Annotated in this window: 16 protein-coding genes and 1 pseudogene; 2 read left to right on the top strand and 15 right to left on the bottom strand. The window is 45.4% G+C overall.

The window, feature by feature from the left end; genetic code table 11:
* Positions 1–27: 27 nt before the first annotated feature.
* Positions 28–1,434: an aldehyde dehydrogenase family protein gene (locus IPL83_04885; protein MBK9038490.1), complete on the bottom strand. Its 1,407-nt coding sequence runs from the start codon at positions 1,432–1,434 to the stop codon at positions 28–30.
* 141 nt (positions 1,435–1,575) lie between these two features.
* On the opposite strand from IPL83_04885, the gene IPL83_04880 reads away from it, so the two are divergent.
* Positions 1,576–1,965: a TM2 domain-containing protein gene (locus IPL83_04880; protein MBK9038489.1), complete on the top strand. Its 390-nt coding sequence runs from the start codon at positions 1,576–1,578 to the stop codon at positions 1,963–1,965.
* 4 nt (positions 1,966–1,969) lie between these two features.
* On the opposite strand, the gene IPL83_04875 is transcribed toward IPL83_04880, so the two are convergent.
* The 7 genes from IPL83_04875 to IPL83_04845 form a co-directional block, all read right to left on the bottom strand.
* Complete coding sequence (locus IPL83_04875; GenBank protein ID MBK9038488.1) at positions 1,970–4,024, bottom strand: DUF3488 domain-containing transglutaminase family protein; 2,055 nt, start codon at positions 4,022–4,024, stop codon at positions 1,970–1,972.
* Between the two features lie 6 nt (positions 4,025–4,030).
* Complete coding sequence (locus IPL83_04870) at positions 4,031–4,969, bottom strand: DUF58 domain-containing protein (GenBank protein ID MBK9038487.1); 939 nt, start codon at positions 4,967–4,969, stop codon at positions 4,031–4,033.
* Positions 4,970–5,896: an AAA family ATPase gene (locus IPL83_04865; protein ID MBK9038486.1), complete on the bottom strand. Its 927-nt coding sequence runs from the start codon at positions 5,894–5,896 to the stop codon at positions 4,970–4,972.
* Positions 5,897–6,006: 110 nt separating this feature from the next.
* On the bottom strand, positions 6,007–9,612 hold the full coding sequence (locus IPL83_04860; GenBank protein MBK9038485.1) for an FHA domain-containing protein: 3,606 nt from the start codon (positions 9,610–9,612) through the stop codon (positions 6,007–6,009).
* A 20-nt stretch (positions 9,613–9,632) separates the two neighbouring features.
* Positions 9,633–10,628: a hypothetical protein gene (locus tag IPL83_04855; GenBank protein MBK9038484.1), complete on the bottom strand. Its 996-nt coding sequence runs from the start codon at positions 10,626–10,628 to the stop codon at positions 9,633–9,635.
* A gap of 25 nt (positions 10,629–10,653) precedes the next feature.
* Positions 10,654–12,402 (bottom strand): hypothetical protein, encoded by a 1,749-nt coding sequence (locus IPL83_04850; protein ID MBK9038483.1) that lies wholly within the window; start codon positions 12,400–12,402, stop codon positions 10,654–10,656.
* Between the two features lie 250 nt (positions 12,403–12,652).
* The gene (locus IPL83_04845; protein ID MBK9038482.1) at positions 12,653–13,258 is read right to left on the bottom strand and encodes a DUF4360 domain-containing protein; all 606 of its coding nucleotides are present in this window, start codon (positions 13,256–13,258) and stop codon (positions 12,653–12,655) included.
* A gap of 420 nt (positions 13,259–13,678) precedes the next feature.
* Between IPL83_04845 and IPL83_04840 the strand changes: the two genes are divergently transcribed.
* Entirely contained in the window at positions 13,679–13,912 is a 234-nt protein-coding gene (locus tag IPL83_04840; protein ID MBK9038481.1) for a hypothetical protein, read from the top strand.
* A gap of 47 nt (positions 13,913–13,959) precedes the next feature.
* Here IPL83_04840 and dut read toward each other — a convergent pair whose 3' ends face one another.
* From dut to infB, 7 genes and pseudogenes are all read right to left on the bottom strand, one after another.
* The gene (dut, locus tag IPL83_04835; GenBank protein ID MBK9038480.1) at positions 13,960–14,502 is read right to left on the bottom strand and encodes a dUTP diphosphatase; all 543 of its coding nucleotides are present in this window, start codon (positions 14,500–14,502) and stop codon (positions 13,960–13,962) included.
* A gap of 180 nt (positions 14,503–14,682) precedes the next feature.
* Positions 14,683–16,008: an insulinase family protein gene (locus IPL83_04830; GenBank protein ID MBK9038479.1), complete on the bottom strand. Its 1,326-nt coding sequence runs from the start codon at positions 16,006–16,008 to the stop codon at positions 14,683–14,685.
* Positions 15,992–18,090 (bottom strand): annotated as a pseudogene (pnp, locus tag IPL83_04825) (polyribonucleotide nucleotidyltransferase). Before pnp ends, IPL83_04830 begins: the two are co-directional and overlap by 17 nt.
* A gap of 123 nt (positions 18,091–18,213) precedes the next feature.
* On the bottom strand, positions 18,214–18,483 hold the full coding sequence (gene rpsO, locus IPL83_04820) for a 30S ribosomal protein S15 (GenBank protein MBK9038478.1): 270 nt from the start codon (positions 18,481–18,483) through the stop codon (positions 18,214–18,216).
* Positions 18,484–18,614: 131 nt separating this feature from the next.
* The gene (gene truB / locus IPL83_04815; GenBank protein ID MBK9038477.1) at positions 18,615–19,661 is read right to left on the bottom strand and encodes a tRNA pseudouridine(55) synthase TruB; all 1,047 of its coding nucleotides are present in this window, start codon (positions 19,659–19,661) and stop codon (positions 18,615–18,617) included.
* Positions 19,651–20,043 (bottom strand): 30S ribosome-binding factor RbfA, encoded by a 393-nt coding sequence (gene rbfA, locus IPL83_04810; GenBank protein MBK9038476.1) that lies wholly within the window; start codon positions 20,041–20,043, stop codon positions 19,651–19,653. The genes truB and rbfA overlap by 11 nt, the downstream gene beginning before the upstream one ends.
* A gap of 1 nt (position 20,044) precedes the next feature.
* Positions 20,045–22,762: a translation initiation factor IF-2 gene (gene infB / locus IPL83_04805; protein MBK9038475.1), complete on the bottom strand. Its 2,718-nt coding sequence runs from the start codon at positions 22,760–22,762 to the stop codon at positions 20,045–20,047.
* Positions 22,763–22,794: the final 32 nt, after the last annotated feature.

Below are 22,794 nucleotides of genomic sequence, written 5' to 3'. Positions count from 1 at the left end.
GGTTTATAGAAGCACATTAACATAGAATCACATTAACTCAGGTGACTTCCATACCAAAAGTTTTTCAAAAGTCAGTTCTTTCATCGAATATGGAATCCCTCCGACTCCGACACCTGACTGGCGTCGCCCTCCAAATGGCATCCAGTCGACTCGAAAGGCCGTGTGATCATTCACCAATACTGTCGTAGCATCAAGTTCCCGACAGCACTTTAAAGCAAGATGAATGTTTTCGGTAAAAACGGCGCTCTGGAAAACAAAGGGCAAATGATTGGCTCTCTGAATCGCCTCTTCGATATTTTTAAATGGATAGATCGCAACGACAGGGCCAAAGACCTCCTGGCGAGTGATGCGAGTGGCCTCGGGGGGATTAAATAAGACCGTTGGCGAGTAACAGTGATGAGCAAGAACTTGCCCCCCTCCGAGAAGTTGGGCCCCCGTTTGCACTGCCTCATTGACCCAATCATCAATTCGTCGAACTTCCTTAGGCTCGATCATGGGACCGACCTCTGTAGTTTCATCCAAGGGGTCACCGACTTTAAGATTTTTTGCACCTCTCGCAAGTTGTTCGGCGAAATTCCGGGCCTTGCTTTCATGAACGAAAATTCTCTGGACCGACACACAAACTTGACCTGCGTGATAGAATCCGCCTTTCAAAAGAAGGGGAATCGCTTCATCAAATTTGATATCTTCACATATAATAACAGGAGCGGCCCCACCGTGCTCAAGGGTGCTCGTTACCCCAGGCGCCAATAAACTCCGTAATCTCCAACCCACTTCGGCAGATCCTATAAAATTAAAGTGAGACAGGCGCTGATCTTTCACTAAGTTCTCTGTCATTTGATGATCACAAATAACCATCCGACACCATTCCTCAGGCAAGCCGGCGTCGTAAAGAATTTCGATGAGACGACGACAACTCAAGGGCGTTTGCCTCGCGGGCTTAACCAATACGGGGCAACCAACCGCAACCGCAGGAATGACTTGATGAATGATAAGATTGAAGGGGTGATTAAATGCGCTGACAGCAAGAACAATTCCTACTGGTTCTCGTCTGGTAAAAGCCCATCGACCTTCCGAAGCAGGCGTCAGTCCCATGGGAACTTCTTCCCCTCCCATAGATTTAAGTGATTCAATGGCTGTTCGGATACCCTGAATCCCCCTCTCAATTTCGATTCTGGAATCACGCAAAGGCTTGCCGCCCTCCAGAGTTGCCGTCATGACAATACGATCAAATTTCTTTTCCACAAAGGATTGGGCCTTCTCCAAAATAGAAATTCTCTGACAAACCGACAACCGAGATCTGGGCTGGCGGCTCAACTTGTGGGCCCGAACTAGCCAGTCTTCAATTTCTTGAGGCGTATCATAAGGCAGAGATTCAAGAATCTCCCGACTAAATGGAGATAAAACCGAAAGTTCCAACGACTTGGCAGGCATTACAACTCCTTCCAATAAAATGCATCCGTCATGGCCAAGCTGCAGAGAAGGGCGAATGGCAGCTTGACTTCATTCAAATGAGACTCAGAATCCAGTTAGTTCTTTTGCAACCTCACCTAACCTTACCTCAAGAGGCGCTTCATGGATACAAATAGATCATCGCACAGTCTCCTTATCGGCTATCTCACTTGGATTTTTGGATTTATGGGAGCTCACCGCTTTTATTTTGGGAAGCCCATCTCAGGGACTGTCTATTTCTTTAGTTTTGGTTTGCTTGGAATCGGTTGGGTTGTGGATTTCTTTCTTATTCCTGGCATGAACAGGCAAGCAGATCGCCGTTTCAAAGAAGGTCCATTGGACTATAACGTCGCATGGATATTACTAGTATTCTTGGGAGTGTTTGGGATTCATCGCTTTTACATGGGAAAATTTGTGACAGGAATCATTTGGCTTTTAACTGGTTCTCTTTGCGGTCTCGGATGGCTTTATGATCTTTGGACCCTCAACGACCAATTGAGTGAACTTAACTGAGCATCTATTCACTGAGCATCTTCGGTTTTTGTCCCTCTTCCCTGCGGCCTTGGATTCTCAGTCTCTTAATTAAATAACGCAGTTCACTTAATTTCTTTCGATCAAGGCGAGATCTGCCATATCGACTTTCAATAATGGGTTCGAATATGGAATCGAGAAGCAAATTGGCTTGAGGAAACTTGTTTTTTGCCCTGCTCCAAAACTCAAGTGGGCCCTCGGTTTTCTCTCGCACCAATCCAGCTCGAGCAAGACGGTCACAAAGTAATCGGTAAAGTTCCAAATCAGGCTCGTTGTGATCATGAGAGCCACGTAAAATAAATAGAGCAAATACAACCGTCATCACCGAGAGAAGCACAGCTGCAAGAACAAATACCCAACGGCCATAGGATTCCACTCCCCACTTCTTTAAAATATCCTTCTGAAATGACCAGTCATAACGCAAGAGAAAATTGACCCACAAAGACTCTGTTTGATCCCAAATAAGGTGAATCCTTTCACCCACCTCGCCAAGACCTCCTCTTAGCCACTTGGGTAAGTTTTGCGTATTAAAAATACCACTGACATCCTCCCTTACCATTTCTGAATAGGCGGCAGCACCCATTGCGATGCGCTGGGGAGAAATCGCCTCAACTGGATCTACTCTCATCCAGGTCTCCTTATCCGAATCCCAAAACTCAACCCAGGCGTGCGCATCTAAATATCTAACGAAGTAATAGTCGTTTAACAGACTGGGTGTTCCACCCTGAAAACCAACAACAACTCGAGAGGGGACCTTAGCCAAACGCAAAAGACTGGCCATCGCACCGGCGTAGTGTTCGCAAAACCCCACCCTTTTAGAAAACAGAAAATCATCTAGATCCGTCATTTCTCCAGGCTTTAGAGTGTATCTAAACTTGTTAGAAGTGAAATAATTCAGAATTCTGTCGACAATCTCCCTTGAACTCTGTTTGCCATTCCCAAGAAATTCCTTGGCTAAATCCTCCACCCTTGAACTGACCCCTCCAACTACCTTTAAATATATTTCTGGATCAAAAAATATCCATTTCACTTTTCTACTATCAACCACAAAAAAGACACGATAATAGAGCCGACTGCTAAGGTTAATCTTTGATTCAAAAGTCTTTCCTTCTGATGTCCGAACCAAACGCGAAGTTGGATCGCCTGAAAAACCAACGAAAGCTGGCCAATCCAAAGCAAATAAATAAGGATCAGGAGAGGGTTCGAAAAATATGTCCTGTGTGATTTCATTGCGTTCCGCATCTCCCCCTTCAGGCGCTCTCGGCGAGACGGGAATCCCTTTTTGAAAAGTCCCTTTATCCCAATCCAAACCGCGACTGAGAGTCAATACCAATCCCCGCCAATAGAGACCTCGCACCGAGCCAGGTTGCCTCTCCGGAAATGAAACCCGAAATGCCACTTTATCGGACTCTGCCAAATGAGCGACTCGGCCCGGGCGCAAAGAATCAGAAAATCCGGTTTCTCCTGTTACTTTCTTTGACTGGCTCCAAAGATTTAGACTAAATCGAGGAAAGACAACAAAAAGAACAAATGCCAATGGCATCGATTGCAATGCAAAAATCAAAGACCGACGCATGAGGAAACGAATTTTTCCCTGAGTTGAGGACGAATAAAGGGTGGCTAGAACTGCCGTTATGAGTAGAACATCAAAGACCATGAACAGTGTCATTTCCATTGATTGTGATTCAATTAACTTCGCCATCAATATCAAATAGCAAAGTAAAATGACGACCACAGCGTCTCGGAACTTCCTTAGCTCCAATAGTTTGGCCGAAACCATCAGAACCAAAAGAGCTGTTGCCGGCTCTTGTCCCATGACTGTTCCATACTGGAAAAATATTCCAGCTCCCCCAAGTGCAACCATGGCCTTTAGAAATCCTGACCGAGGAAGCGGCCATGAACGGTAGTAATGGGAAAGACCCCATAGAAGAAAAACAGCTGACACCCCTATAACCCAAGTGGGAACTGTCAATGCGTGAGGGAGGATATTGATTCCCACAAGGAAATAAATGAGATTTCGCTTTTTATCATCATAATTCATGATAATTCATGCGGCCCTGTTAAAACGCGCCAGCTCTCTCTGACACTTCTGGTAATGTTGAGGACCGACTCCAAATGGAATTCTTCCCCCTGGCATGACCAGTTCAAAAGGCGCGTTTGTTTCCTTTGCCAATTCAAGCCATCGAGACAATTGATTCAAAACCAGCTCAGAGTCACGAGCCAAGACGTCACTAAATCTCACTGATATTTTTCTATCCGTAGTGCCCTCAAATTCCTTAACCATCAATCGGTCTCGACGGGCAAATATTTTCCAATCGACACGCCGAAAACTATCCCCAAGGACATATTTTCTGTGTTCCCTGAAATCATCACCGCGCTGATGTCCAAGGTTCTTATTCACGCTGGAGGTATCATTCTCCTTTATAGCATAGCTGAGTGGCAAACTACCAATTGGACTGGGATAGAGAATGACTTCCCCTCCAGGATTCAGAACTGTCCAAGCGCGAAATAATCCCAAAGGAAAGACGGTCGTCAAGACAACCTGCGGAACCGGCCAGACCCCACGGGTGCCAGCGCCACAAACCAAGGGATGAAGGACCACTGCCCGACCTCCTAACTCCTCAATCAAGCTGCGATGGCCAAAATAATTCTTCGAATGAGAGGCATAGAATTCAAGCATCTGGCGAACAGAGCTCCCCTGATTCACAAACCGCAGAGGGATTGAAAGGGGTGAGCCGGCAAATTGATCGGGTATCATAGCCGATTCTACATTAATACCCCTCAAATTATTGTGAGTTTCCACCATACTGATAATGAAAATGGAAAAGAGAAAAAAGCCCAATAGAAAGACCAAATTGTTGTTATAAGTTGCTCCGGTGATGATCACAAGAGCCGTTCCAACCAAAAATACAAAGCCCATTCCTGTCGGGAAAATATAAACCTTTCCGAATTTCATTCCAGGAAAATGCCGAGCCCATTTTTCCATCTAGTCCACCCTAACAGCTTGCAGGACTTCCTTGGCTTTCTGGTTTGCAATTCCGTTCTGAAGATTGTCTCCCCCATTGAGTCGGTGAGAAATGACACCAACTCCAACGGCTTGAACGTCTTCAGGAACCACTATGTTACGACCTTCAATAAAGGCCCAGGCCTTTGATGCACTAAGGAGCGCAAGTCCTGCACGCGGAGACAACCCCCACTGATCCGTCGCCTGGTTGCGAGTGTATTCGAGAATTCGATGAATGTAGTCAATAATGGGATCTGAACAGTAAATCCCTGCGACAATCTTTTGTAGTTCAACTAAATCCTGAGGAAAAAGAGAAGGTTCCAATTCATCAATCAACTTCTCTCTTCTCTCACCCTTTAAAAGAGCCTTTTCGGCGATAGCATGAGGGTAGCCGATCTCAATTCTCATCAAAAAGCGATCCAATTGGGATTCTGGCAATGGATAGGTACCGGCTTGATTCATGGGATTCTGAGTGGCAACCACAAAAAACGGAATCGGGAGCTCATGAGTTACTCCGTCAACGGTAACCCTCCGTTCTTCCATGGCTTGGAGGCAGGCGCTTTGTGTTTTCGGTGTCGCCCGATTCAATTCATCTGCAATTACCATCTCACCAAAAATTGGGCCGCGATGAAAATGAAATAGCCTCTTTTCAGAATCAAACACTGTCGTTCCAATAATGTCAGATGGCAAAAGATCGTTCGTGAATTGAATTCGAGTGGAATTTAATCCTAAACTTTTTCCAAGCAGACGAACCAAAGTCGTTTTGCCAACACCCGGTATATCTTCAATAAGCAAATGGCCGCGTGCCAAAAGACAACAAAGGGCCAACTTAATCTGAGGCCTTTTACCTAGTATCACCTGATCAGCTTTATCCAAAAGCTGAATAACAGACAAATGATACTGAGAAATTTCAAGTTGCTTTGCCGCCGTCACTTGGATCTTCCCACTTTGAATTCAAATTGACATCATAGGTTCATATCGGTGTTTAGCCAAACCGAGTTAATAAAATGACAGATAATTTATTGAATTTCCTGTTCCATCTGATCCAGTTGATCCACTTCGGTGTCCAGGATCGTTTCTTCCAATTTTCGCTTTTTTGACTTGGGCTTTTTGACAACTGAATCCTGTTCTGCCTCAGAAGAAGACAAATCCCTCTGTTCACTATTAGACGAAGATGTGACGCCCTGCTCGCTCTTTTCACTTCCATCGCCAGGACCCTTTCTCGCACCTTGAGAAGCGCCCTTCTGACTCGACACTCCTTCATCTTGAGGCGATCCCTGTTTGCCCTGATGAGAAACATAGTAGCTCGCTGCAAATTCTTTATATTTTTTTATCTTGAGATTTCCACCCAAGATCTTCTTCATATCCTCAATCGCGATGGCTTCAATATCGTTCATGCGCTTTATCCCTTCTTCCGCAGTTGCTGGCTGGAGGGACTGCTGAACCATTTGCAGATCCTTTAGCAAAGTATTTTCGCGCGATATAAAGTTCACAATCACGCTCTCGCTCAATCGCAATTTATCTAGAAAAAATTTATTTAAGTCAGCAATCCAGCGTTCCTGAAATCCCTTGTCAGTTTTGATTTTAACAAAATCTCGCGTATAAAGAACATTTTCGACATAGGAATTTTTGTATTCATCCGTTTGGGGCGGTTCATAGCGAGGGCGACTTTCACGCTGTTTTCTAATTTCATCGACATAACGTTCCTGAGAGGATTTATCGGAGGACGCCAAATCCATTACCTTGGAACTCCACTCAGGAAATACAAGAGGCAAAATCGTGAAGAAAATGATAAGCGATGCAGCGACTGCCCCCGCGTAGCCCATGCGACGCCAAAAGCGTCTTGCCTTCCAGCCTGATTTTGATGCAAAAAACATGATTTTTTTCAAATCTTCCTGATCATTTAGAGCTTCATCATTGAGTATTCTTTTAACAACGTCCTGGATTTCTGTTGAGATTTGATCTCGCACTTCTGGAGCTACGTCTTTCGATGCAATATCTTGAATCCTTCGTAACACAGCCTTATCAATAGCAGATGCTATGTTAGAGGCTTCCTCTCTTCTGCGATAATGATTTTCTCTTTCTTCTTCCTTGAATCTTTCTTTTGCCTCATCTACCTGTTTCATTTTAAAGGCACTTAATTCCAGGGTGTCTTTGCGTCGCTGTTCGCTGTATTCATTTTTTGCCTGCGCCAAGAGTTGTTCACGCTCTTGGGCCGCTTCCTTTCCAACCCTCTCCCTCTCCTGCTTCATCTCCAATTCAGCTGCTTTTCGCTCCGATTCTAATTTTTTCATCTTGGAGTCGTACTCTTCCTGTGCCTTTTTAATCAAAGTCTCTGATTTTCTCTGGGCAGAAGCTGTCATTTCAACTGTTTTTGCTTCTGCCTCCTCACGAATTGAGGTGACCTCCTCAGCAATCTTGCGCTTTCGCTCTTCCCAAGTGGTCCTTTCCTGATCTAGGTTCCTCTGAGTTTCCTCAACTATCTGCCGTGCTCTCTCTCGAGCCTCCTCCATCAAACCATCTGCCTCACGTCGAGAAAAGACAGCGAGTTCCTCCGCTGTCATTTTGGCCTTCTCCAATTGCTCCTGAGACTTGGCTTGAGATTCACTCAATATTTCCTGAGCCTCTCTCTGGCGCCGCACGACTTGAGCTTCTGCAGATTCCAATAGCTCCCGAGCCTTTTCTCTGGCTGTGCCCAATTCATTTTCGGCCAAAGCCGCAGCCTTGGTTCTCTCTGCCTGCGCTTGATCTTTGGCCGAACGCAGAGTGCTCTCAGCTTTCATCTGACTCTCATCCAACAGGCTTCGTGATTCCCGCTGTGCCTTTAATAGGTCCTCCTCGGCCTTTTCCACCAGAGCTCTCTTTTCAATTCGAATGCGTTCCAGCTCTTCCTCCGCTTTTCGACGAGAATTATTAAAATTATCATCTGCCCACTTTTCAGCATTCTTCAATACAACTTCTGCCTGCCTTTGCGCCTCGGCCATCACTTCTTTGGCTTTGGAACTGGATTCCAATTCTAGTTCAAGCCTCTTCTTCTCAAATTCTTCCTTTTCGATTCGCAAAACCTCACGTTTTCCCTCCAAGGCTCTGCCCAGCTGATCAGCAATCTTTGTCACTTCTGCTTCGGCCTCATCCATTAGCTTGAAGGCTTCATCCTCGATCAGACTCTTAAATGCCTCAATTTCCTCTACCGTCGCAGCTCGAAGAATTTTTATATGCTCGTCAGCCTCGGCGCGGTCTTTTCGGATTTCTTCAATCTGCAAGTCCCTTTCCGATCGAAGACTCAGAATTCCACTCTCTAATTTCTTTGTTTCCGTCGTCAAGAAATTGAAACTTTCTTCTGCTCTCAAACAACGTCGTTCCGCCTCCACAGTGAGCGTCCCAGAGTTCAACTGTGCTTGAACGGATCTTTTTTCTTCCTCGAGGGCCTTTTCTGCCGATCTCCGAACCCTTTCGCACTCGAGCATCAAGTCGCGGAGCTTCTCCTCCTTATCAGCCACCTCAGATCTAAGTTCCTGCAAAGCTCTATCAACTTGCTCAACCTCTTTCTCAAGCCTCTTCTTTTCCGCCTTTAGATCATTTTCAGCCTGAATTCTTTCCTCGCCTAAATGGGACAGAATTTCGATCAGCTCCTGCTTTCGACTCTCCTGCCCTAGAATCTCGTGATTCAAATCGTTCAGAGAAACTCTTGCCTTTTCTGTTTTTTCAACAAATTCTTCGAGTTCGCGGCGGGCGTAGTCCACAGCCATTTCGGATCGGCTCGTTACATCCTTTGCCTCTGAATCGGCTTTTTCAATGATCTCCTTGGCACTTAGCTTCGCATTTTCAGTTATCGCCTTTGCGGACTGCTCGGCCTCACGCTTTAGCTTTTCGGCCACCTCCTTGGCTTCACGGAGCAGCTCAGAGGAATTCTTCTGTGCCTCATCTCGGATCAGGCTCGCCTCTCCAAGAACTTTTTGGGCCTCGTGAAACTGAATTGAGGGCTTTTCTACACCCTTAGGAGGCAATGGAGGACGATATTCACCTTCTTCCGCGCGAAATTCTCTCCTATTTTCTACGCTGTCTTGCCGATCGCCCTCTCCTTTGTCGCCGAGGCGAGAATCGCTCGATTGATCCATTTTGGCGTAGTAGGGAGGTCGTTCGACAGACTCCTCCTCCATCATATAGTTCGCTTGAGAAACATCCGTTTTTTCCGGATCTATGTCCTCGTCCACCGTGATCTTGTTCAAAGGGTCCTCGTACGCCCCTTCACTTTGACCTTTGAACTCAAGATCGCCTTTCGGCTCCGCCTCACTGCCTTTGATAGCTCCAGGACCTAAACTAATCTTAATGAGTTTGTAATTGCCCAGCTGAATGATATCGCCATGCTGCAGGGGCACTGGACTCGATGGGTAAATCGCTTGTTCATTGACACGAGTACCATTTTTTGAATTTTGATCTTCGATAAACATCTGATTATTGGTAACCCAAACGACAACATGGACGCGACTAACGCCGTTCTCCTCAATCTGAAGACCAGCTTCTCCAGATCGTCCGATGGAGAAGCTTTCCTCGTCCAGATAATGAAATTTGGAGCCTCTTGTCAGAAGCTCCTCAATAATAAAAACAGCTGTGTCCTTTGACATATTCTCTTAGCTGATCCTCTCTATCCGGTACGTTTGACCTCCGACGTCTCTGTCGATGATTTTCCATGACCTCTGTCGCTATCCTTATTACTTCCTCCACCGCCACCACGTCGCTCCGCTTTACTAAACTCCAAATTCACTGCTTGTTCCGCCAAGGCATCTAATGGATCTCGGTGTTCATCAAATGCTGGAATTTCATGTGGTAGATCATTGTTGTTGCTGATATGCCACAACTTATCTAACGAACTCTCCATGCGATCAACTGTCTCAACAAAGACCTTTTCTGGAGAGAAGAGCGCATTGACAAATCCAGAAGTGACAGAAAGCATAATTCCAACGGCCGATGTTTTCATGGAAAAGGCAACGCTCATCAGAAACTGATCCATCACGGTTTTGCTTCCTTGAACGTCATTGAGATCCATTCCTCCCAATTCAGGCAAGGCCTTCATTATCCCGACAAATGTTCCAAAGATTCCTCCTACGATAAACATACTGGGAAGAATATTTAAAATATCAGAAAAGGCAGATGCAGGAAGCAAACCGAAAACTTTGCTAAAACAAGGATTTCTTTGAAAGCTTATTTTTGATATTTGCAGCAACTTCGGACGGCTATCGAGATGAAATCGCAAATGCCGCAAGTGCTTTAATAAGTCCTTCACCATCCAAGCCGTCCCTTGTTTAATCAAAAAGACTCTGTCGCTCCAATGCATAACTGAATCTGGCTTTCGTCTTTTGAGAAGGGCTCTCACCTCGAAGATTTCATAATATGTTTTCTCTAAGAGGCGCTTACAAGCGATAAAGAAGGACTCAAAATCCTTTTTCTTTGCTTCTTCTAAATAATTATCAACGCGCCGATCGAACTCTTTTGCAAACCACTCCTCTCGCTTCACCGTGTAGAAAATCAGAAGTCTCAACACAATTGCGACAAGGAAGACACACACCATCGTTGGCATGAGAATCTCTGTTGCGATGGTGACCACCATGTTCACCACTTGGTCAATGTAATAGGTTAACATCGTATTTTCTCCTCACTTTTCTAAACTATTCCAATTCAAACCTGATAATTACTCTTTGTGCTTTCTTACAATCATGACTGCCGCAAAATCCAGACCCTGAATCGTTTCCGGCTACGTTTCTTGAACCCTTCTTCTCGGCCAAATAACTTCGACCCGTCACTTTAACAAGTGGCAAGAGATCTTTCTGATGCTTATATGTCATTTTCTTTGTGTCAAAAATATGAGAGAAAATCGAGCGCGCACGATAGTAGCTCAAATCCAAGTTGTAGTTAACAGCAGCCTTATCTCTCTCCTCTAATGAGTCGGGATCAATGTAGCGGCCCTGGTAAGTAGGGGATGAAAAACCAACAATTTCTACAGTAGATAATTTCTCGGCCGTCGCTTTGTCCTCAAAAAGACTCTGAGAATAGATTGGAATAGACCTCTCAAGGATGGCTCTCATGCCCGCTTTCAAGTTGGATTTTCCTGTATCAAAATACTCATTGCCAAATGAAATAATCACATCACCGGTATTTGCGTCCACGTCTGCCTTAACTCCCGCTTTTGAAAAATTCTGCTTTATTCTTCGAGCCAGATTTTTCCTGGCATCAGCTAGCTCTCTCATCTGGTTGAGATCCTTCTTGAGAGCAACTGCCTTTTCCCTCATCGAGGAGGCCTCTTGGGCAATGGCATCTTTGCTTGCTAGCGCATCAGACAACTTACCTTCAGCATCCTGTATTTTTTTAGAAAGAGATCCCAATTGTCGATTTAAGGCCTGCTGATCCTTTTCGGTTTTAGCCCGAAGTTCTGCCTCTCTCGCAGCAATTTCTCCGGCGGACGCTTTTGCATCTGCCAAAGCGCTTCTAAGCTCCCTTTGCTCACGCTCACGCTTGGCATCAAATTCTGCCTGGAGATTTCCCATTTGCTGTTTGTAGTTGGACTTAACAAATGTCAGTTCGTCGACCAATTTTTGCTTTTCTTGATCTTTGAGAGCGATAGCTGAATTTGCTGATTGCAAATCGCGACTGGCAACGTTTAACTTACTTGAAATCTGATTAAGTTCGCTTTCCAAATTTCTTTTTGATTCTTGAAGAGAGGTGACTTTCTCAACTGAATCCCGTCTTAGGTCAGAAATGGACTTTTCCATTTTTTCTTCAGTTATTCTTTTCTCTGAGTAAGCTCTTTTAACTTCCTGAATTTTATTTTCAAGCTTTTTGTTTATTCGAGCAACTTCAAGTTCGCTCTGAGCGATTGACTTTTGTTTTTCATTGACGACCTGTTTAAGTCCTCGAATTTCAACTGACTTGCTTGAAATTTCACTTTCTCTTTCCTTAATAATTTTGTCTCGACGTTGAAGACGGGCCTGGGCCAACACATTCGAGTTGATTATATTCCGAATAATTTGTTGGTATTTATTTAGAGCCTTCTCTTTTGTTTCATTTTCAGCGACCTTCTTTTTTAGCTGCTGATTTTCGTCTTTTGCTTCGTCTTTGAGAAGATGCAATTGACCCATCAGTTCCTCATAAACCTGAGTATCTTCTGGGCTCGATTCGCGCATCTGCTGTTCTTTTAGTGTCTCGTAAACTTTGATTTGCTGTTTTAGATCCTCGTTTTCATAAGCTATTCTCTGAGCTTCCATATTTTTTTCTATTCCGAACGTACCACTCCTCAGACTGGTGACCGTAAATAGAAGTAAAAAAACAACAGACAACATCATGAAAAGGTCAGAGTACGATACCCAAAAGCTATCGTTATGTTCTGACTTTGATTTCGATTTATCATAATCAAAACCCATAGCGTTCACAAACCCTTTGAAAAAGTTGGACAATTTTCAACCCGTTCATGTGATTATTTCGGATGGTGGGCAGATGAACTTGATGCCAGGCTTAGGTCTGTCAGTTTACACAAGTGTCTCAAATGATAAACTTCTGTTAACGCTTCCTTGGCCTAAGTTGAGAAAATAAAAAAAGCAGTGAGAGAAAGACTCTCTCACCGCTTCCCTGGACTCATGTGGCAAAGCACAGGACTGAATTGGCTCAATCAGCTTAAGAGCAACGGCGCCACTGAACATGATAAACAATCCCACTCTTTATGTCTGTAGAATCGACCGTTGCAAGAAGTTGATCGCCACGGCTATTCGTCCTAGCTATCATTCCCGTGTTTATTCTCATATTGACATCTTGGCCGCAGGCGGACCAAACAAGAGACTCAGCAGCTAGACGGTTGGTAATGACGTACTGGTTGTCTACAAATCCACGAAAGGACTGCTCAACGCTCGGCCCTCGGATTCCTGCGAAAAAATATTCAGCACTAAATCTCGCTTCTCCGCCAGACGGAACAAAAGTATAGCCTCGATAGTCAACTTGGAAGACACTGATACTATATCCTTGAGGAATGTGCACTGGGACAGCAATGTTACAGCTCTTCCGATCAATCTTCTTTCCCGAGCTTCCCCCCGCCTCAACAATATATTCATCAAAGAGAATGCTCAGAGACTTTTTATCGGGGCTCAAAGTTACTGAAGCACTTCCGCCAGGGCATCCGTTTCCACCATAGCCTGGCGTCCCCAGTCTAATATCATCCGCCTGAGCGCTCATACCTAAAGTTGCTGACGTCACTGATGCTATCAAGAGAGCTACTGCGCATTTCATTTCCCACTCCTTTTTATTTAATGTGCGTGATTCGCACACACGGAGTATCCAGAGCAAATCACGGACCAACTCCAAATCAAATTAAACTGCAAACATCAGAGGTCTAGGCGCAAAAGGATACTGGATAAAGTCCGTTTCGGTATCAAACGAAATATTTTTGCTGCAATATCAGGCAGTCTGTATTTTACTGGTATCAGAAAATCCCCACTCCAAAATGGGCCCCCTATCTATAATGAACTGGCCTGCTTAATTGCTGTTCCAAACTCCAAGGAAGCCTGACTGAAGTTTGGAACAGCAATTAAGCAGGCCAGTTCAAGATAGCTAAATAATCCTTTTAATTTTTTTTGATATGGGGTATGGCACGAGATTGTCTCTATCCTTTTTCCTGGTCGACTCAATTTTACTAGGGAGGTATACCTAATGAAAACCATCTCTGCGTTGATGAATAGCTTGGGATTCCATGGCGATAGTGCTGCGGGGGCCGAATTTATTGGAGGCCCGAAGCAAAATGTTGGAGGAGATCTTCTTCCCATTGCGGTTTGGCTATTTTTTGCTTTTGCTATTCTGTTTCTGATTGTCTTTTTGGCGGATGGAAATCAAAGAAAATTCCGCGAAGCCATTCAGAAAAAACTGGAAACACTAAAAAGAAGTTAAAAACGAGTTTATTCCGCAGCTAGACCTGGAAGCAAATTTTTTCTATTTCATTTTCCCGTGCTGCCAAACCCGCCATCACTCCGAGGGGTTGAATCAAGTTCAGTCGTCAAAGTCAAACAGGCTTGAAATACAGGACAAAGCACCCCTTGAGCAATTCGATCCTGATCATTGATCATAACCTCTGTCTGTCCCAGATTCACAACGACAACCTTCACTTCACCTCGATAGTCAGAATCAATTGTTCCAGGCGAATTAAGAAGAGTGATCCCGTCACGGATGGCCCAGCCGGAACGAGGCCTCATCTGCAGTTCAAAAGCAGGAGGAATAGAAAAACTAAGACCGGTCGGAACCAAAATTCTCTCTCCAGGAGCTAATTTAATTGTCTCGCTCAATTGAGCTCTCACATCAAAGCCACTCGCCGAAGCTGACTGATAACTTGGCAAGTCTCCCTTAAAGTGAGGCCAAGTTTTCACTTTCAGTTCCACTTTAGATCCTTTCGTAAAATCTTCTATATTTTGAAGTCCCTTTGAGATACCTCTGGCAAGGTTCTCTTTCACGAATTTTTCAATCCCCAAAACAAGACCTTTCATCTCGTGATCTAGTTTTTCTCTCTCAATAATGTTGTGTTCGACAAAATTCTCCACCACTCCCGCAACAGACCCCACCCGAACTGAAAACTGTCTTAATTTGTTCAAAAAATTTGCGTCTGGATTCACTTCACAATTATGACTGTCCGAATCTAGCTTCCCCATACTTCCACTCTCTCCTTGCTATTTTTCGAATGAATTTTCCACCCAACGAGACCCCTTCTCTTCGTCCACATCCCCCACCAACATGACACCTGATTTATTGAAATCAATAAAACGCTCGAGATACTCATGAATTGAACCCAAAGACACCTTATCAATCTGCGCTACGACCTCATCGACGGGCCGGTACTCTCCAAACACCATCTCATTAACCGCTATGGAATTCATTCGACTTTCAACGTCATCTGATCCAAGCAAAATGGACCCTTTTACCTGCGTTTTAAAAAAATCCAGCTCCCTTTTGCTCAAGCCTTTTTTTAAAAGTTTCTTGATTTCCATGGAGATAATCTTGAGCACCTTTGGTGCATTTTTCTGAGAAGAGCCGGCATAGATCATAATGGATCCACAATCCGTAAAGGAATGAAGGTAGCTATATATTGAATACACCAGACCTCTATCTTCTCTCACTTTTTGATAGAGCCGCGAAGTCATACCTCCGCCGAGCGCGGCATTAACGATATAGGATTCAAAACGTGCAGAATCTGTGAAGGCACCAGAGGGAAACCCGATTAACATGTGCACCTGTTCACTGGGTCGAGAGATAACCTGTGTAAAAGCCTTCTGTTTTGGCCTCACACGTTTCTTCCTGATTGAATAATTTTTTGACCGACTCAGTGATTTGCCAACCAGTTCTAACACCCGATCATGATCCACATCGCCAGCAACGCTCACCACTAGATTTCGGCCACCATAGCGATGATGATAAAAATCAAACAAATCCTTGCGAGAAATACGATTCAGAGATTTTGGGGTTCCAAGAATCGGCATTCCTAGTGCGTGCCCGGAGAACACTTTTTCAAAATACAAATCAAAAATGTAATCTTCGATCACTTCTGCCGACATATCAATTTCTTGAAGGATCACATCCTTTTCTTTAACAAACTCCTTAGAATCAAAAACAGCACCCCCAACCAAGTCGACCAAAACATCCAGACTGAGTGGCAAATGCTCACGGAGACTGGTCGCATGAAAACAAGTTACCTCACGAGAGGTATACGCGTTGAGTTCACCACCGACGGATTCAAGACTTTTAGCTATTTCAAATGCAGAACGCGACTTAGTCCCCTTAAAAACGAGGTGCTCTACAAAATGAGCTGCCCCATTAATTCCTATTGACTCATCTCTCGTTCCTATCTCCACATAGATTGCAGCTGAAGTGGAACGAGAAAAAGGGTGGTGCTCAGTAACAACACGAACACCATTCCCCAAGACAGTTTTACGAAATTCCGGTTGAAAATCAAAGGCCGTGGTTTTTTCCCTGATATTTACCTCACTGCGGCTTTTCAAGGAGAACCTTGCGGCTCAGCTTGATACGTCCAGCTCGATCCACATCGAGAACCTTGACGTCCACGTCATCCCCTTCATTGAGAACCTCTGACACAGTTCTAATGCGCTCATGAGCTATTTCAGAAATATGAAGAAGCCCGCTTGTATTTGGAAAATCTCGACAAATGCTCCAAAATCCATAATTTTAACGACCTTGCCAGAATACACTTTGCCCACTTCGGCTTCTGCGCAAATGTCTCGTATCATCATGATCGCCCGTTTGGTCGCCTCAGGGTTCACTGAAGAAATATGGATCTTCCCACCATCTTCAATATCGATTTTCACACCAGTTTCTTCTATAATTCCCTTGATGACCTTTCCTCCGGCACCAATCACTTCACGAACCTTTTCTGACTTGATTTGAATAGTTTCAATACGTGGAGCAAATTGAGAGATCTCACCGCGAGGAGACCGAATCACTTCCTCCATCTTCCCTAGGATATGATTGCGACCTTCCTTCGCCTGACTTAAAGCCTGCTCCATAATATCAAAGCTAATGGAGTCAATCTTGATATCCATCTGCAAAGCAGTGATGCCCTGACTTGTTCCCGCAACCTTAAAGTCCATATCACCCAAGTGATCCTCATCACCAAGTATATCACTCAGAACTGCCACTCGATCGCCCTCTTTGATCAGTCCCATTGCGATTCCAGCGACGTTTCCTTTTATAGGAACGCCCGCATCTAGCAGAGCCAAAATTCCGGAACAAACCGTTCCCATCGAACTTGACCCATTTGATTCTAGAACTTCACTCACAATACGAACTACATAGGGAAACTTGTCATAGTCTGGAAGTACAACTTGAATGGCACGTTCCGCCAAAAATCCATGACCAATTTCACGACGACTCTGCCCCCCCATACGACCTGTCTCTCCGACACAGTAAGGAGGAAAATTATAGTGAAGCATAAATTTTTTCTTTACCAAACCACTCAAGGCATCAATCATTTGCTCGTCATCGCCTGTGCCGAGAGTCACTGTTCCAAGCACCTGAGTCTCCCCACGAGTGAACAATCCCGACCCGTGAGCCCTTGGTAACAAGGCAACTTCACAAGCAATGGGGCGAATCTGAGTCGTTGATCGCCCATCAATTCGGAAACCCGTATCGAGAACTAAATTTCGAGCCACCGAGTATTTCACATCCTCAAAAATGGCATTGAGATCCTTTGCTTTCTTCGCAAGTATCTCTTTGTCCACCTCACCTACCAAAAACCTCGCCTTTGCCTCAGCAAGGACCGCATCGAGAGCCGTGTACCGTTCTAACTTTTCTCGAATTTTTAAGGCTGCTGCAACCTTGGGTGCTGCAAAATCCTTCACTTCGCCTTTGAAAGACGCGTCCGGAAATACGGGCGTAAACTCACGCTTCTTCTTTCCAGCCAAGGATTTCAATTTGTCCTGAGCATCAAAGGAAGGCATCATGGCTTGATGGGCAAACTTCAATGCTGCCAAAGCGTCAGCTTCAGAAATAAAGTGAAGCTCCCCCTCAACCATCAAAATACCATTGCGTGTCCCAGCTACGACAATATCCATATCAGATTCGCTGAGAAGCTCGGGTGTTGGATTCGCGATGAATCGCCCCTTCACTCTCGCCACTTGAACAGCCGAAGTGGGGCCATTGAAGGGTATATCACTGACGTGCAGAGCAGCACTCGCACCGATGCTGGCCAAAATATCAATGGGGCAAGAACCATCATAGCTCAGAGTTGTGGCGACCAGCTGAGTCTCATAACGATAGCCCTCAGGAAAACAAGGCCGAACGGGGCGATCAATCATTCGAGCTGTCAAAGTGGCCAAGTTAGTTGGACGGCCTTCGCGCTTAAAATAACCGCCAGGAATTTTGCCTGAGGCATAAAATTTCTCAGCGTACTCCACTGTCAGCGGGAAAAAATCCATGGTGGATTCCTTCCTATTTGAAACGGCGGTCACGAGGACCATATTGCTGCCACAGCTCACCAGAACCGAACCATCGGCCTGCTTTGCTAAACGACCAGTTTCAAGAACGATTTCCTTACCGTTCATTTCAAAGGTCACTGTCTGTTTCATTTCCTCTCCTTGTTTAATGCCAACCAAATCCCCCATCGCGGGCCTAAATGCCAACGATGTCTCATTTAAGGAAGGGGGAAATAGGCCTTGATGCGTAGGTAACCAGATTTAAGATTTTCGACATTACTTCCTTAAACCAAGCTCAGCTATCAATGAAGAATATTGAGCCGAATCTTGCGAACGAAGATAGTCCAAGAGTTTTCGACGACGATTCACCAATTTGAGAAGGCCACGTTGTCCGTGAACATCCTTCTTATTCTTTTTAAAATGTTCCGTGAGATGATTAATTCGATGAGTGAGAAGAGCGACTTGCACATGCGAGCTCCCCGTATCCAGCTCTGATTGACGGAATTTTTTTACAATTTCTTGCTTTTGTGATGCTAAAAACGCCATTGGTTACCTCCAAAAAAACCCCCGTTGGAACGTTATGGCTTTCGTCCCAGGGAGCATTAAGTAGCAATCTTTACAGGGCTTTCAAAACAAGGGCAAGTGGAGAAAGAAAAAATGAGCTTTTTGCACTTCTCTCAGAGTATAGGCAGCTGAAATATTCTCCTCACCTTAAGCCCTCCCTCCGGCATCGCCTCAATCAGCGAAAGGAGCTGCCCCGTAGCAGAACTCAGGATTTTCACAGGAACGATAACACGCTCACTGTTGGCCATTTTTCTTTCTATTATCAAACGACGACTCAGATCATGACTGACGAGTCCATTCACCATTAAATGCTCATCGCGTCCCTTTACAGTCAAGGCCTTCCAATGAGGAAGAGCTTGGTTTAGAGAAACAAATGAGTCTCCGAAAATCAGAGGATTTATACCGCAATGACCCAGTGGAGCTTCCTGAATCCCTTGAGCTTCTTGATCTTCTGAAACCTGGTTTTCAATCCTAGAGGCTCTCACCAATTCTTCAAGATTTTCTAGAGTAAGACTCTGCTCCACTCGGAAACGGCCTGACCCCAAACGCCTGAGCTCCTCAACCGTTGCGCCACATCCGAGATTTTTTCCGATGAATTCAACCCAGGATCGTATGTAACCACCTTTATGGCAATCCACCCGAGCCGAAAAAGAATCCTGACCAATCTCAAATAATTTTAGGTTAAAAAAATTCATGGTGCGAACTGGCGTTGGACTGAGCTTTTCCGCTCGAGCCAGTTCATACAATTTCTTTCCCCCCACCTTTACTGCTGAATAGGCGGGAACGGGCAAAGACAGGTCACCTTGAGCTTCCAATATCGCACTACTTAAAGTCTCTTCTGGAATATTGACTTCGCGACGCTCAAGAACCCTTCCTGTGATATCCAGAGAGTCCGTGATAAGACCGAGCCGAACCTTAACTTGGTAGCTCTTGTCCGCATTCAAAACATAATCTGATAATTTAGTGGCCTCTCCAAGGAGTAAAATGATAAGGCCCGTGGCCAAAGGATCCAGGGTCCCTGCATGGCCAACCGCCTTCATTCCTAAGCAACGTCGAGCTCTGGCAACCACGTCATGACTCGTTATCCCGCTTGGCTTATCAACCAACAAAAGACCATGAAGCCCTGGCTCAGATAGCTTAACCTTAGCCTTAGCCTTCATCTTCGCCTTCAACACTGGGTCGCAATTGCATCTCGCCCGCCTTTATATCATTCAAAATTCGTTGAATTTTATCGACCTCGTCAGCAGACGAATCAAGGAACAACTGCAATCGCGGAGTGAACTTCAGCTTAAGATTGGCTCCTACATGCCTTTGAATCTCCGAAACCTGCTTCTCAAGGAGAGCCCAATCGGTTTGTTTCGCTTTTGGATCACCCATGAGGCTCACATAAACCTTACCGTGACGCAAATCCGGAGATACTCTGACCTGTGTCACCGAAATCAAGCAGGTAAACGGACCCTTTAAGCCAGTTAAAAGGTAACCTGCTACAACATGACGAAGTTCTTTTTCAACCCTTTGTATGCGCCTGCTTTCTCCTGACAAATCAGAGCTCCCTCGCAATACTCTCAACTTCGAAGGCCTCGATCACGTCACCAACTTTGATATCATTGAAGTTTTCAATTCCAATCCCACACTCAAAGCCCGAGGCCACTTCTTTGACATCATCTTTGAACCGCTTTAGACTAGAAACTTTTCCTTGATAAACAATTCGGCCATCTCGCACCAATCGCAATTGGTTACTTCGCGTAATTTTCCCATCCAAAACAGAACATCCAGCAATAACTCCTGATTTTGGCACCGAGAAAGTATTTCGCACTTCAGCTCTGCCCAATGATTTTTCAACCATCTCGGGTGCTAACAATCCTCCAAGTGCTTTTTTAACATCATCAATCATCTCGTAGATAATTGTATAAACCTTGATCTCAATGTTCTTCTCTTTTGCCAGCTTTTGAGCAGAGCCATCAGGACGAACATTGAAACCCAGAACCAAACCATGAGCTGTTCCCGCCAACAACACATCCGATTCACTGATTCCACCCACCCCTGAGTGAACGATTTTCACTTTGACTTCTTCCGTGCCTGCCTTTTCAAACATCCCTTTGATGGCTTCCAAACTGCCAGCCACATCGGCCTTCAATACAATTGAAAGTTCCTTTGCCGCACCCGCCTTCACCTTAGAAAAAATCTGCTCCAACGTCATGGTCTTATCAAGACTTGCGATCGCGGCTTCCGCCTGACGTTTTCTCAATTCAGCAATTTCATGGGCCTGAGCTTCCGTCTCCGTGACATCAAAACGATCCCCAGCCAAAGCAGTCTCCGGGAGACCAAAAATTTCGACGGGCGTGCCTGGACCAGCCAATTTAATTCGCTCACCTCGATCATTGTTCATGGCCCGGATTCGACCAGCCACCGTTCCAACGACAATATCCTGACCTACACCGATTGTCCCATCTTTCACTAATAAGGTGGCGACACATCCCCGCCCCTTCTCCATGCGACTTTCTATCACCAATCCTGTGCCCGAGCGATTCGGATTCGCCCGAAGTTCTTGAACCTCAGCCACAAGCCGAATTTGCTCAAGCAGTTCCTTAACCCCTTCTCCCTTCAGAGCCGAAACAGGACAAAAGATCGTGCTTCCACCCCACTCCTCAGGAACGAGTTGGAACTCCGTCAATTGTTGCTTAATTCGGTCCGGATTAGCACCCGGTTTGTCCATTTTGTTAACTGCTACGATAATCGGGACCCCGGCGGCCTTGGCATGGTTAATGGCTTCGGCCGTCTGAGGCATGACCCCATCGTCCGCTGCAACAACTATAATCGCTACATCTGTCACATTTGCTCCGCGGGCCCGCATGGCTGTGAATGCTGCGTGGCCTGGAGTATCTATAAACGTAATGTGGCTTCCATCTTCAAGAGTTACTTGGTACGCCCCAATGTGCTGGGTGATACCGCCAGCCTCGCGGGACGCGACGTCTGCATTGCGAATAGAATCCAGCAGTGTCGTCTTGCCATGATCGACGTGACCCATCACAGTCACGACTGGAGTTCGAGATACCATCTCCGAAGAAAGATCACCAAAAACCGCCTCCTCAATCAAGCCCTCGGGCGACAAAGCCACATTTTGAGCTTCAAAACCAAATTCGGGCACCATCAGAGCGACCGTATCAAAATCGAGGTCCGTATTAATCGTGGCCATAATCCCTTCGCCCATTAATTTCTTAATCAGCTGAGGGGCTTTCAAATTCATTTGGTTGGCTAGTTCTCCGACCTTAATCACATGATGAAATTTAACAACTCGCTTGCTGGCCTTTGGAGTTGTAATCTGAGTTTTTCTAACCTCTCCCCTACCGGGAATCTTTTTCTTCTTTGGCTGGAAAACAACTTCTCTTTTTCTAAACTCAGAAGCCGAAAATACAGCCGAAGGAAGCTCTTTCCCCGCCCCAGGACGCTTTTTTAATTTATCATCCTTTTCCTTCTGCGTTTCTTCAGTAACGACTTCATCGAGGAAAGGGGAGGGAGCTACAAATCCAGTTCTCAAAGTCCGACCAACTCCCGGTCGCGGAGGACGAGAGGGATCCGAAATCTGTCCAGCAAAAAGCGACGAGGCCCCTGCCCCCGCAGCATGAGGCTGTCCCGTTGAAGAAGCTGTGCTACTTGCTCGAGCTACAGGACGCACAACCCTCTTCAGATCCATGCGACCTACAATATTACGACGAGTTTTTACCTCAGGTGAATCAGGAGAAATCGAATCTGGAGACACACCTTCCGCACTTATCCCGGAGTCTGCTTCCCTCAAATGAGCTGCAGCAGAAGAACCCTCTTCTGACCCATCAGTCGTACTCACTTCTTCTGAGGCGTAAAGTTCCTGACTTTCTACCTGTGCGGCCAGGGCCGCAGCTGCCGCAGCCTCGGCCTCCTCTTTTTCTCCAGCTTTACGTCGAATCACTTTGGGCAGAGACGCTGCGGCTTTTTCTGCCTTCTTTTCTTTCACAGACTTTTCATCCGCCTTAGACGTAGCTGTAACGACCTTACGCACGGACTTCGCGGTGGCCTTCTTCTTCGGCTTGGCTTTTTTAGCCTTTATCTCTTTTTTTGTTCCCGCCTCCGCATCAAAACGGCTCTTGATTTCGAGGATCATGGCCTCATCTAAACCAGCCATATGACTTCGAATCGGAAGATTCCATTCACGAATCTTATCCATGAGAGTCAGAGTCTCGATACCAATCTCTTTTGCAAATTCATAAACTTTGGGCTGGGTCACTCATTCTCCTTCAACCAAACTGTCGCTTTATA

It is taken from the genome of Bdellovibrionales bacterium, from assembly GCA_016716765.1.
Lineage (GTDB): Bacteria > Bdellovibrionota > Bdellovibrionia > Bdellovibrionales > UBA1609 > JADJVA01.
Note: the sequence above shows the minus strand (reverse complement) of the source record. Positions and strands in the feature narration are given on the sequence as shown.

Bases quoted from the DNA above. Each gene is read 5' to 3' on its own strand.
- IPL83_04885 (MBK9038490.1), bottom strand. From the start codon at position 1,434: ATGCCTGCCAAGTCGTTGGAACTTTCGGTTTTATCTCCATTTAGTCGG.
- IPL83_04880 (MBK9038489.1), top strand. From the start codon at position 1,576: ATGGATACAAATAGATCATCGCACAGTCTCCTTATCGGCTATCTCACT.
- IPL83_04875 (MBK9038488.1), bottom strand. From the start codon at position 4,024: ATGAATTATGATGATAAAAAGCGAAATCTCATTTATTTCCTTGTGGGA.
- IPL83_04870 (MBK9038487.1), bottom strand. From the start codon at position 4,969: ATGGAAAAATGGGCTCGGCATTTTCCTGGAATGAAATTCGGAAAGGTT.
- IPL83_04860 (MBK9038485.1), bottom strand. From the start codon at position 9,612: ATGTCAAAGGACACAGCTGTTTTTATTATTGAGGAGCTTCTGACAAGA.
- IPL83_04855 (MBK9038484.1), bottom strand. From the start codon at position 10,628: ATGTTAACCTATTACATTGACCAAGTGGTGAACATGGTGGTCACCATC.
- IPL83_04850 (MBK9038483.1), bottom strand. From the start codon at position 12,402: ATGGGTTTTGATTATGATAAATCGAAATCAAAGTCAGAACATAACGAT.
- IPL83_04845 (MBK9038482.1), bottom strand. From the start codon at position 13,258: ATGAAATGCGCAGTAGCTCTCTTGATAGCATCAGTGACGTCAGCAACT.
- IPL83_04840 (MBK9038481.1), top strand. From the start codon at position 13,679: ATGAAAACCATCTCTGCGTTGATGAATAGCTTGGGATTCCATGGCGAT.
- dut (MBK9038480.1), bottom strand. From the start codon at position 14,502: ATGAAAGGTCTTGTTTTGGGGATTGAAAAATTCGTGAAAGAGAACCTT.
- rpsO (MBK9038478.1), bottom strand. From the start codon at position 18,483: ATGGCGTTTTTAGCATCACAAAAGCAAGAAATTGTAAAAAAATTCCGT.
- truB (MBK9038477.1), bottom strand. From the start codon at position 19,661: ATGAAGGCTAAGGCTAAGGTTAAGCTATCTGAGCCAGGGCTTCATGGT.